Annotated in this window: 10 protein-coding genes; 2 read left to right on the plus strand and 8 right to left on the minus strand. The window is 61.2% G+C overall.

From position 1 onward, the window contains the following. Nucleotides 1–75 precede the first annotated feature (75 nt). Both zwf and treF read right to left on the minus strand, forming a co-directional pair. Complete coding sequence (gene zwf, locus BM194_RS14060) at nucleotides 76–1,608, minus strand: glucose-6-phosphate dehydrogenase (RefSeq protein WP_092847878.1); 1,533 nt, start codon at nucleotides 1,606–1,608, stop codon at nucleotides 76–78. A 74-nt stretch (nucleotides 1,609–1,682) separates the two neighbouring features. Beyond that, nucleotides 1,683–3,266, minus strand: coding sequence for an alpha,alpha-trehalase TreF (treF, locus tag BM194_RS14065; protein ID WP_092847883.1), 1,584 nt, complete (start codon nucleotides 3,264–3,266; stop codon nucleotides 1,683–1,685). A gap of 341 nt (nucleotides 3,267–3,607) precedes the next feature. Here treF and BM194_RS14070 point away from each other — a divergent pair, with 341 nt between their 5' ends. Beyond that, nucleotides 3,608–5,326 carry a cation:proton antiporter gene (locus BM194_RS14070; RefSeq protein ID WP_092847885.1) on the plus strand — a complete coding sequence of 573 codons (1,719 nt, stop codon included), beginning with the start codon at nucleotides 3,608–3,610 and terminating at the stop codon, nucleotides 5,324–5,326. A gap of 17 nt (nucleotides 5,327–5,343) precedes the next feature. Here BM194_RS14070 and BM194_RS14075 read toward each other — a convergent pair whose 3' ends face one another. The 5 genes from BM194_RS14075 to phnD all read right to left on the minus strand — a co-directional run bounded on the left by BM194_RS14075 (nucleotide 5,344) and on the right by phnD (nucleotide 9,776). Further along, complete coding sequence (locus BM194_RS14075; protein ID WP_092847887.1) at nucleotides 5,344–6,225, minus strand: universal stress protein; 882 nt, start codon at nucleotides 6,223–6,225, stop codon at nucleotides 5,344–5,346. Nucleotides 6,226–6,292: 67 nt separating this feature from the next. Further along, a complete protein-coding gene (gene phnE, locus BM194_RS14080; protein WP_092847889.1) occupies nucleotides 6,293–7,093 on the minus strand; it encodes a phosphonate ABC transporter, permease protein PhnE in 801 nt (266 codons plus the stop codon). Further along, a complete protein-coding gene (gene phnE, locus BM194_RS14085; protein ID WP_092847891.1) occupies nucleotides 7,090–7,896 on the minus strand; it encodes a phosphonate ABC transporter, permease protein PhnE in 807 nt (268 codons plus the stop codon). Before phnE (BM194_RS14085) ends, phnE (BM194_RS14080) begins: the two co-directional genes overlap by 4 nt. Further along, on the minus strand, nucleotides 7,893–8,681 hold the full coding sequence (gene phnC, locus BM194_RS14090) for a phosphonate ABC transporter ATP-binding protein (RefSeq protein ID WP_092847894.1): 789 nt from the start codon (nucleotides 8,679–8,681) through the stop codon (nucleotides 7,893–7,895). The genes phnE (BM194_RS14085) and phnC overlap by 4 nt, the downstream gene beginning before the upstream one ends. A 72-nt stretch (nucleotides 8,682–8,753) precedes the next feature. Continuing rightward, nucleotides 8,754–9,776: a phosphate/phosphite/phosphonate ABC transporter substrate-binding protein gene (phnD, locus tag BM194_RS14095; protein ID WP_092847899.1), complete on the minus strand. Its 1,023-nt coding sequence runs from the start codon at nucleotides 9,774–9,776 to the stop codon at nucleotides 8,754–8,756. Nucleotides 9,777–9,978: 202 nt separating this feature from the next. Between phnD and BM194_RS14100 the strand changes: the two genes are divergently transcribed. After that, entirely contained in the window at nucleotides 9,979–10,779 is an 801-nt protein-coding gene (locus tag BM194_RS14100) for an HAD-IIB family hydrolase (protein ID WP_092847902.1), read from the plus strand. Nucleotides 10,780–10,879: 100 nt separating this feature from the next. Here BM194_RS14100 and BM194_RS14105 read toward each other — a convergent pair. Beyond that, nucleotides 10,880–11,260: Spy/CpxP family protein refolding chaperone (locus BM194_RS14105; RefSeq protein ID WP_177223417.1), on the minus strand; the 381-nt coding region annotated here is incomplete at its 5' end.

An 11,260-nucleotide genomic window follows, 5' to 3' on the forward strand; every position in this document is an offset into this window, starting at 1 on the left:
CGCTACGTCAAGGCTGACTCGATGCTACCCCACCGCCTTGTGGAAGCCAATCAACGGCTTGGCTGTCAGCCCAGGTCAGAGCGGGCCCTGCCCCTGCTCCCCACCGATCCGGTGCCACTGCCGGCCATCTCGCTTGATGAACTCGTCAGCGTTGGCGGGACCATCCTGGCCCACCGCATAGCCATCGACGTGCGGAGTCTCCTGCCAGGCATTTAGAAACGGCTGAACGGCGCGCCAGCCGTTCTCGATGGTATCGGCACGCTGGAAGAGCAACTGATCCCCGGTCAGGCAGTCGTAGATCAGGGTTTCGTACCCCGTCGCGGACGGCAGGTCGAAGAAATCCTTGTAGGCGAACCCCAACTGGATGGTTTCCATGGCCATCAACGGGCCGGGACGCTTGGCCTCGAAATCCAGCCAGATGCCTTCGTCCGGCTGGATCTGAATGATCAGGTAATTGGACTCGGGGCGCTGCGCCTCGCTGCAGCGGAATGGCGCACAGGGCGCCGGCTTGAAGCAGATGGCGATTTCCTTGTCCTGGGCCGACATGCGCTTGCCGGTACGCAGGTAGAATGGCACACCTTCCCAGCGCCAGTTGTCGACCATCAGCTTCAGGGCGGTGTAGGTCTCGGTGGTACTGTCAGTGTCGACATCGGGCTCGTCGCGATAGCCCGGGGCTGGCTGGCCCCGAAAGTGGCCGGCCTGATATTGCCCACGCACCGAATTATGCCGGGCCTCGTCCTTCGACCAGGGCCGGATGGCACCCAACAGCTTGGACTTCTCGCTGCGCAGGGCATCGGCATTGAAGTCGGCGGGAGGCTCGATCGCCACCATCGCCATCAACTGGAACAGGTGGTTGGGCACCATGTCCCGCAGCGCGCCGTTCTTGTCGTAGAAGCTGCCGCGCTTCTCGACCCCGACGGTCTCCGCGGCCGTGATCTGTACATGATCGATGTAGTGATTGTTCCACAGCGGCTCGAACAGGACGTTGGCAAACCGGGCAATCAGGATGTTCTGGACGGTCTCCTTGCCCAGGAAATGATCGATGCGGTAGAGCTGGCTTTCCTCCATGACGGACAGCAGCCGAGCATTGAGTGCCTGCGCCGAGGCCAGGTCATGGCCAAATGGCTTCTCGATCACGACCCGCCGGTACCGCGCCTCCCCTTCGTCGAGGAGTCCGGCAGCCCCGAGTCGCTCGGCAATGTCCCCGAAAAAACGTGGTGCGGTGGCCAGGTAGAACAATGCATTGCCGGTGTCGCTGGCCTGGATGATCTCGTCGATCCTGCGGTAAGTGGAGGCCTGGGTGAAATCGCCCTCGACATAACTCAGGCGCTGGGCAAATGCCGGCCATTGTTCGAGGTCGACGCCACCCGCCTCGGCATCGTCTGCCTGACTGGCGAGAAAGTCCTCGAGGTGCTGGCGAAAGCTGTCATCGTCTCCGGGCGCGACGTCGATACCTACGATACGCAGTGACGGGTCGAGCAGGCCGGCACGCGACAGCGAGTAGAGGGAAGGAATGAGCAGGCGCTTGACCAGGTCGCCACTGGCGCCGAACAGAAACAGCGTGGCGGGAGGGGCCGTCGGAGCCTGCTGAGGCTGGGAATGGGCCATGTTTGCGTTCCTTGCTGAAAGCATGAATGTCGCAACCACCATGATTGAATGGTGGTCTCTACGTCAGGGCATGTTTACGACGTCCCGGACCGACTCTGGTGCCGCGAATGCTGCGGGTTGTCACGCAGCAACTTGCGTGTCACCCCGTTGGTCCAGCCGAAGCCGTCCTGTAGCGGATATTCTCCCCCGCCACCGCCGGCGGCTCCGGCTTCCATGGGAGTGAGTACGTATTTCTCGATGAGCTTGTTCCTGCTCTCGTAGAGCCGGCCGACCATCGCCAGCCAGCGATCCGAGATTGCCTGGGCCAGCGAGGCTTCGTCATAGTGGTTGAGTCCGCGAATCGCCAACCATTGCAGCGGCGCCCAGCCATTCGGGTGGTCCCACTGCTGATCGGTGTCGAACTCGGTGGTGGCGATGCCGCCCGTGCAGAGCAGCCGCTGGCGGATCACCTTGGCGACACGGTGCGCCTGCTCCCGGTCGGCCAGGCCGACGTAGAGTGGCGTGACAGTCGCCGCCGTCAGCATCGTGCAGCGCCGGTCACGCTGCCAGTCGAAATCGAAGAAGGCCCCCTCGCGCTCGTTCCAGAACACTCGCCTGATTGCCTGGGCTCGCTCGTTCGCCTTGCGCTGGAACGCCTTGGCGGTCTCGACCTCGCCATTCTTTGCGCTGAGGCTTGCAATCTGGGCTTCCAACTTGTGCAAGAAGCAGTTGAGGTCGACCGGCAGCAAGGCGGTGGTACGAATGCTCGCCAGTTGCTGTGGATCGTCGAGCCAGCGGGAACTGAAGTCCCAGCCCGAAGCGGCACCGGCCCGCAGGTCGCGGTAGACCTCCTGCGCTGGACGTGACGACTGTCGCGCAGTCAGCACATCTTCCAGGTAGGCTTCCTCGCGAGGCGTGTCGCGCTCGTCCCAGTAGCGATTGAGCAGCGTGCCGTCGCTCAGGCGCACACAGCTGCGGTGAGCCTCGCCACGCGGCAGCATGTCGGCGCCGGCCATCCAATAGGCATACTCCTTGCGCAGTTGCGGCAGGTAGTCACGCGCCCGCCGGATCACGCCATAACGGGCGAACAGGTCGATCATCATGGCGAACAGCGGCGGCTGTGAGCGGCCGAGATAGTAGGTGCGATTGCCATTGGGCACGTGCCCGTAGGCGTCGATCAGGTAGGCAAAGTTGCCGGCCATGGTGCGCATGAGATGCGGCCGGCCACTCTCGGCAAGGCCGAGCATCGTAAAGTACGAGTCCCAGTAGTAAAGCTCACGGAAGCGCCCGCCGGGCACGACATAGGCATAAGGCAGCGGCAGTAGCGACGAGTATTCCGGATGCTGCTGGGGGCGGCGTGTGAGCACGTCCCACAATCCATCGATATGCGTGACCAGCGACTGCTCGGGTGGAGAGACGTAATTGCTGACCGGCTCGCACTCGGGAGTGAAGTGATCCATGACGAACGTCGTCAGATCGAACTGCGGATCGTCCTTGCAGGCCCGGTACGCAGCGAGGATCGCCTCGGGGTCCTTGCGCGGGATGCAATCGACGAATGTCTTGCTGTCCTCGAACACTCGGCTGCACTGCACATCGACGAACAGTTCCGCGTAACGCTCGGCGGGCGTCATTGGATCGGCCGGTGCGACCCGCGCCACCTGAGCTTGTGAGTCCTCCACACTGCCTCCTGTGCATCTGCCGTCTATGGCGGGTGGCCCTGTGCCATCGATCGCTTCCGGTACGGAAAGAAACGATGACAAAACAGACCACTACGTTGGCAGCGTAGCAGTTGCACAGCCATCCGGAGGCGTAGTGCCTCAGTGTCCGGCAGCAGGATGAGGCTTCATGCAGTCCCGAATCGACGGAAGACTTTTGTGTGATCTAGGCTGTATCCACCAGGCAATGGCGCTTTAGCGACGTTCAAACCTTGTTTCCCGTCAACAAGGGGCAACGCGTGTCATGCTCCAATCACGTCGTGTTCCCTATCTCTCGTACGTTCATGGCGGCTGAGGCGTGATCCATGCTCGACTTGTCCTTTCTGCATGCCACCCCCTTCTACGAACTGACAGCTCTGCTGCTGCTGGTTGCTCTCGTCGGTTCCCTTGGAATCATGCTGAAGCAGCCCATGATCGTTAGTCTTATCGCAGCAGGCATACTGGCCGGCCCCTCGGCCTTCGACATCGTTGCCTCGCATGAAAACATCGAGCTATTGGCCGAGCTGGGCATTGCGATTCTGCTTTTCTTGGTGGGCCTGAAACTCGACCTGAAACTCATCAGGACGCTGGGAAGCGTTTCCCTGGCGACGGGGCTGGGGCAAGTCCTGTTTACTTCAGCCATCGGCTTCCTGTTGGGACTATCTCTTGGCCTGGATAAGGTGGCAGCGCTCTATGTTGCCGTGGCGCTGACATTTTCCAGCACCATCATCATTGTCAAATTGCTGTCCGACAAACGTGAAGTCGATTCCCTGCATGGACGCATTGCCATCGGCTTTCTTATCGTTCAGGACCTGTTCGTCGTTCTGGCCATGATGATACTTTCCGCGTTCGGCGTGGGAGCCCAGGCCGGCACGGGAGAAGGCGCACTCTTTCATATACTGAAAGTCATTGCCTATAGCGTGTTGATGCTGGTGATTGTCGGACTGTTCATACGCTATGTAGCAACGCCGCTGGTGTCCCGCATCGCCCGCTCTACGGAATTGCTCATCGTCTTCTCCATCGCCTGGGCTTCATTGCTCGCCTCCCTCGGCGACTACCTGGGCTTCGGCAAGGAGTTGGGTGGACTACTTGCCGGTGTCTCCCTTGCCTCGACGCCATTTCGCGAGGCGATCGTTGCCCGCCTCTCGTCCTTGCGCGACTTTCTGCTCCTGTTCTTTTTCATTGCACTCGGCACACAGCTCGACCTGAGCCTGCTCGGGGCCCAAGTCGTACCGTCACTCGTATTCTCGCTGTTCGTGCTCGTAGGCAATCCGCTGATCGTGCTGGCCATCATGGGCTACATGGGATTTCGCAAGCGCACAGGGTTTCTTGCGGGCCTCACCGTGGCGCAGATTAGCGAGTTTTCTTTGATCTTCATTGCCATGGGAATCTCGCTCGGTCATCTCACTCCCGACTCCCTGGGGCTGGTCACCTTGGTGGGACTCATCACCATTGCCCTGTCGGTCTATATGATCACCTATTCCCACTTCCTCTATGACCGGCTCGAGCCGGCCCTCAACCTTTTCGAGAGAAAGCATCCCCTGCGTGAAGCCTCAGCCGAAGAGCAGCGCAGGATGGAGCGAGTGAGCTACGAGATCATTCTGTTCGGTCTGGGACGCTATGGGAAAGCCATTGCACGCCAGCTTCAGGAACAAGGTTTCCGGATTCTGGCCATCGACTTCAATCCCGACGAAGTCCGGCGCTGGCGTCAGAGGGGCATCGACACGATGTACGGCGATGCGTTCGATCAGGAGTTGCTTGGCGACCTGCCCCTCAAAAGCGCCAGATGGGTCATTTCCGCCATGCCCCAGCATGATCTGGGCGTTACCCATGAGGATCCGCGACTGGTGTTGATCCATGGCCTGAAATTGCAGGCTTACCCAGGGAAAATCGCCGTCGCCACCCATCGTCTCCATGAGAGGGACATGCTGTACGAGAAAGGCGCCGACATCGTCCTCCTGCCATTTCAGGATGCTGCCGAACGCGCAGTAGAACGGATCATGGAGCAGAGCGACAAGACGACCAAGAACCGGCTGCAATCATAGAAAGCCCAGGGCTCGATTCACACGGAGACCAGAACGTCATGTCGGGATGCGTTCAAGACCTGCCGGGTAACCTTGCCGACGAACCACTTATGAAACCGGCTTTCGCCATGTTTCCCCATGACCACCAGATTGCATTCCCGCGCCTGTTTCAGGATCGACTCGATGGGCTCGCCTCTCGTCACGACCAGGCGCGTCGAGGCAGCCAACCCCGCCTGCACGCTTAGCGCCTGCAGACGTTCGGTGGCTTCCCGCTTGGCAATGATCCGGTAGTGGCCGATGTCCTCGTCGTCTGCATCGGTCAAGCGCAGGAGTCCTTCGAAAGGCACATCCACGACATGCAGCAGGGTCAGCCCCGCCTGTGGCGCGATGGCTCGTGCGTGGTGGATTGCCTGGAGTGACGCAATCGAAAAATCGACGGTCACGAGCACCCGGCGGTAGGCGTCGATAGCCGGCCGCTTGACGACGAGTACCGGACACGTCGTGCGGTTCAGCAATCGCTCTGCGGTCGACCCCAGCAGGACATGACGCACGCTGCTCTTGCCCGTCGCGCCACAGACCAGCAAGCTGTCTTCCCTCTCCCCAGTGGCATCGAGCAACTCGGCCAGCAGATCGCCCTCGACGATCCGGCACATGGGAGTCACGGCTGAATGATGCGCCTGTAATTGTCTCGCCAAGGCCTCCAGTCTGCCGCTTGCCTCGTCGAGTACACGCTGCGGTAGCGTCGCGGCGCTTGCGGCGGAAAGAAAGTGACCGAGCCTTGCCAAGAGCGCCGGATTCACAACGTGCAGTAACTCCAGAGAGGCAGCAATATCGCGACTCACCAGGGCGGCACGCTCTACGGCCTGGTGGGCCGGAGCAGAAAGATCGGTGGCAGCGATGACGTGACTGAAGCCAGACATTCCGGTCTCCTCGACATGCAATGCGCTCTTTTCTTCGAGACCGCAAGCGCGCCCGAGGGTTCTGGCGTCACAGGACTTTCTTGCGCAGCCAGGCCGCCAGCGCCTCTCCGGCAATGACCAGCACCAGAATGGCCAGCAGGACCGTGGCCACCGTACGCCAGTCCAGCGTATCGATCGCACTCTGCAGGATGACGCCGATACCACCGGCGCCGACCAGGCCTAGCACGGTCGATTCGCGCAGGTTGATATCCCAGCGCAGGATACCCACAGCGAAGAAGGTGGGTATCACCTGGGGCACGATGGCATAGAGCACCACCTTGGCACGCGAGGCGCCAGTAGCCTGCAGCGCTTCCACCGGGCGCCGGTCGATCTCCTCGATCGCCTCGCCCATCAGCTTGCCCAGGAACCCCAGCGAACGAAACATGATGGCCACGATCCCCGCCAGTACGCCGGGACCGAAGATGGCCACGAACAACAGCGCCCAGATCAGCGTGTTGACGGAGCGACTGGAGACCAGGATGAAACGTCCCAGCCACAGGGTGAAGCGATTGGGTGTGGTGTTCTGGGCAGCGATATAGGCCACCGGCAATGACAGGATCACCGCAAAGAACGTGGCGATGGTGGCGATATTCAGCGTCTCGATCAGAACGCGCAGGATAGTTCCCAGGTTCGAGACATCGGGCGGCACCATGCGTCGGAACAGATCGCCGATCTGGGCGGGGGCATCCCACACCCAGGGCCACACGATATCGATCGTGCCCAGCGACCAGCTCACCCCCACGGCGATGATGAGGAAGCTGAAGAAGCGCCACCAGCGCTGGCGGGAGGTGTACCGTGTCCATACACGGTCGGCGACGGACTCTTTCACCAGATCATTCTCCTCATGCGCCCACTGACGGCCTCGCTGATCAGGATGACGCCAATGATGACCAGCGTGATGGCCAGCGCGAAGTCGTAGTCATAGCGGCCGAAGGCGTTCATCAGGGTCGCGCCGATTCCGCCGGCCCCGACGATCCCCACCACGGCCGAGGCGCGCAGGTTGCTGTCCAGCTGGTACATGGCCAGACCGATCTGGCGCGGCATGATCTGCGGCAATACCGCGAACTGCAGCACGGCGATGTAACCCGCACCGCTGCTGCGCAGCGCCTCGACCTGACCCCAGTCGATTTCCTCGATACGCTCGGCGAGCATTTTGGCAACGAAACCGATCGAGTAGATGGTCAGCGTGAGAATGCCCGCCACCGGGCCGAAACCGACCGCCTTGACGAAAAGGATGGCAACGATCACCGGATGGAAGCTGCGGGCCACGATGATCAGTGCTCGCCCGACGATATACACGGGCACGGCGGCAATGTTGCGCGCCGCCATGAACGCGATCGGGATACTCAGGCCGACCCCCAACAGGGTGGCCAGGATGGCAATCTTGAGACTTTCCAGAAACCCTTCGATGAGCAGCTCATGCCGGGCGAAACTGGGCGGGAAGGCGCCCGAGAAGATGCGCGAGGCCCGTTCCATGCCGGCAGCAATGCGCGCCCAGTCGAAGGGCAAGCTAGTGACGGCCCAGGCCGCATAGACCAGGACGCCGATGGTCAGCCCCCAGCGTAACCAGGCATTGGCAATGAAAGGGCGCTTGCGCCATTGGCGCCGGGAGGCAGGTATCGGCTGGGTCATGTCGCCAATGCCTCGCTGTTCGGCGTGTGTTGCCGTGCGGCATCCTCGCTGGTGCCGCTGTAGACGGCATCCATGGCGTCCTGGTCGAGATCCTCCGGCTTGCCATCGAAGATCAGCTTGCCGAAACGCATGCCGACGATACGCTCGGTGTATTCGCGTGCCTCACCGACATTGTGGATATTGATCAACACCGGCAGGTGCAATTCGGCGGCCAGTTTCTGGAGCAGCTCCATGATCTGTCGCGAGGTCACGGGGTCAAGGGAGGCCGTCGGCTCGTCGGCCAGCAGGATATCGGGATCCTGCATTAGCGCACGCACCACACCGACACGCTGCCGTTCGCCGCCGGACAGCTCATCGGCACGCTTGTCGGCGTAATGGGCGATCCCTACGCGCTCCATGAGATGGAAGGCTCGGTCGATATCCTCCTGCGGATAGCGACGCAGCGCAGCCCGCCAGTAGGGGATGTAGCCCAGCCGGCCACACTGCACGTTTTCCATGACCGACAGGCGATCGACCAGGTTGAAGCCCTGGAAGATCATGCCGATACGCCGCCGTGTCCGGCGTAATTCCTCGCGCCGCAGCGTAGTGATCTCGACCCCGTTGAGTTCGATGCTGCCGGAACTCGGCTCGACCAGGCGGTTGATGCAGCGCAGCAGGGTGCTCTTGCCCGCCCCTGACGCACCGATGATCGACACGACCGATTCACCCGGCACCTCGAGATCGAGGCCCTTGAGGACCGGCTCGCCGTTGCCGTAGCGCTTCACCAGTTGGGATATTCGCAACATGACCCAGACTCCTTGACCTGACGTGATCGGGAGGCTGCCTGCAGCCTCCCGATGTCCACTCGCTGAAACCGCTCAGCTCTTGTTCAGGTTCTCGGGGGTGTAGCTGACCCCGTTGGCCTTCTGGATATCGCGAATGACTTCCCAGTCTTCCTTGTAGGTGATCGGCACGAACTGGGTCACACCGCTGAACTCTTCCCCAAGGGCCGTACCTTCGAAATCGAAACTGAAGAAAGCCTCTTTGACCTTCTCGGCCAGTTCGGGATCAAGGTTGTGGGCATACGTATAGGATGTGGTCGGGAAGCGCTTGGACTCGAAGACGATCTTGACCTCTTCCGGGTCGTACAGGCCACGCTCGGCCATCCGGTCGACCACTTCCGAGGCCACCGGGGCAGCATCATAGTCCCCGGCGACCACGCCCAGCATGGATTGGTCATGAGAGCCCGAATAGACCACTTCGTAATCCTCTCCCGGCACGATGCCTTCCTTGGGGAAGAGGGCCCGTGGCGCCTGGTTGCCGGAATTGGAGGTGGGCGACGTATGCGCGACCCGCTTGCCTTCGAGATCCTGCAGGCTATCGATCCCGCTGTCCTTGCGCGTATAGACCTGCAGGGTGTAACCGAACTCGCCATCCTCGGAACCCATGATCGCGAACGGCACGGCACCCGCCAGATTGACGGCAAACGGCGTCGGCCCCGTGGAGAAGCCGGCAATGTGGATTCGGTTGCTGCGCATCGCCTCGATCTCCGCGGAGTTCGACTGCACCGCGAAGAAGCGTACGTCCTTGCCGGTCACGTCGGACAGGTGCTCGATGAACGGGTCCCAGATATCTTCGTAGATGGCCGGATCTTCGACGGGGGTATAAGCGAACACCAGGGTATCCGGGTTCAGCAACTCGTCGGGATTGGTAGGCGTATCGGCGACGAGGTCGCCATTGGCATCGCAGTAGATCGAGGCCAGGTCACCGCGGTTTTCGCAGTCCTGGGATTGCTGGGCAAGGGCCGCTCCCGAGTAGCAGGCCAGTGCAACGCCCGCACCGAGTGCCAGTCGGCAAGTGCGGAAGACAGTGGCGTAAAGTGAAGCCTGGGTTATTGTCATGGCGTGGCTCCCGATAGTCTTGATTATTGTCGTTGTGCTCAATTGAGCGTATGGAACACTGTTGGTTTTCACAAGAAATATAAGCAAGAATGTTCTCAAGCAAACGCTAAATGTTGCTTTTCAAACATTAGCCATTGGTCTCATCACAACCCACCAAGCCGTCTTGCCGGCGCGGCTTGTCTTCATAGGCGCGGGGATCAACATGCAGCCAATTCTCGATACAGCTACCGATACCAAAGCCCTGCGCAAGGTCGATGTGGTGTTGACGGATGTCGACGATACCTTGACCCGACAGGGCAAGCTTTGCGCCAGCACCCTCGACGCCATGGAGCGACTCGCTGACGCCGGGATTCGTCTGGTTCCCGTGACCGGTGGCTGTGCCGGCTGGTGCGACCACATCGTCCGGGCCTGGCCCGTTGCGGCAGTCATCGGGGAAAGTGGCGCCTTTCGATTCATCAAGAAGACCGATGGCAGCCTCGACCAACGCTTCGTGCGGCCCCGGGAACATCTCCGTGAGGAACAGCGCAAGCTGCTGCAACTGGCCGATACGGCACTCTCGGCGGTGCCTGCCGCGCGCCTGGCGGCCGACCAGCCCTACCGCCTGGCCGATGTCGCCATCGATCATAGCCAGGACGTCGGCCCGCTTGGGAGCAACGACATCCAACGCCTGATCGACTGCATGCGTCGCGGAGGCGCCCGGGCACGCGCCAGCTCGATCCACGTCAACGCCTGGTTCGGCGATCACGACAAGGCCAGCATGGCCGTCAGCCTGCTGGAAGAGGATTTCGCAATCGCGTCAGGCGAGCAGGCGTCCCGTGTACTGTTCATTGGCGATGCCCCCAACGACGAATCGTTGTTTGCACGTTTTCCCCTCAGCGTGGGCGTCTCCAACATCGCCAGGCACCTCGACAAAATGCAGTCGCGCCCCAAATGGGTGTGCCGGGCCAGCCATGGTGCCGGCTTCGAGGAGATGGTGGAGCGATTGCTGGCCGCTCGGCCTTGAGAGGCAAACCGGTGAGATTAGCCCAGTGTACGGCGATGCTCGCCCTGCAAACGCTATCGCCCCGGCAAGCGGGGCGATAGCACTGACGACAAGTATCACATCAGGGTTGTGACATTCCCTGCTGCAGCTGCTGGCGCTGCTCTTCGGTCAGCAAGCCATGTATCTCGTTCTGCATTCGAATCCTGTCAGCCATCATGTCACCGTGCAGCTCTGCCATGCGCACATGCAGTGACTTGACGGCATCGGGATCGGGCGTTGGCTGGTTCATGAGCAACATCATCTCGTCGCGCATATCCATCATCTTGCTCATGCGCTCGATCTGCGTATCTCGATATTTTTTCCTGATGTCCAGCATGTCCCGCTGCTGCTGTTCATCCAGCAACAGTAACAGGCCTTGATCGCCCATCATGCCGGGCCCCATGCCGCCCTGACCGCCCATCATGCCGGGCCCCATGCCGCCCTGACCGCCCATCATGCCGGG

Origin of the sequence: Modicisalibacter xianhensis (assembly GCF_900113605.1) — a bacterium.
In the GTDB taxonomy this organism is placed as follows: domain Bacteria; phylum Pseudomonadota; class Gammaproteobacteria; order Pseudomonadales; family Halomonadaceae; genus Modicisalibacter; species Modicisalibacter xianhensis.

Bases quoted from the DNA above. Each gene is read 5' to 3' on its own strand.
- zwf (WP_092847878.1), bottom strand. From the start codon at position 1,608: ATGGCCCATTCCCAGCCTCAGCAGGCTCCGACGGCCCCTCCCGCCACG.
- BM194_RS14070 (WP_092847885.1), top strand. From the start codon at position 3,608: ATGCTCGACTTGTCCTTTCTGCATGCCACCCCCTTCTACGAACTGACA.
- BM194_RS14075 (WP_092847887.1), bottom strand. From the start codon at position 6,225: ATGTCTGGCTTCAGTCACGTCATCGCTGCCACCGATCTTTCTGCTCCG.
- phnE (WP_092847891.1), bottom strand. From the start codon at position 7,896: ATGACCCAGCCGATACCTGCCTCCCGGCGCCAATGGCGCAAGCGCCCT.
- phnC (WP_092847894.1), bottom strand. From the start codon at position 8,681: ATGTTGCGAATATCCCAACTGGTGAAGCGCTACGGCAACGGCGAGCCG.
- phnD (WP_092847899.1), bottom strand. From the start codon at position 9,776: ATGACAATAACCCAGGCTTCACTTTACGCCACTGTCTTCCGCACTTGC.
- BM194_RS14100 (WP_092847902.1), top strand. From the start codon at position 9,979: ATGCAGCCAATTCTCGATACAGCTACCGATACCAAAGCCCTGCGCAAG.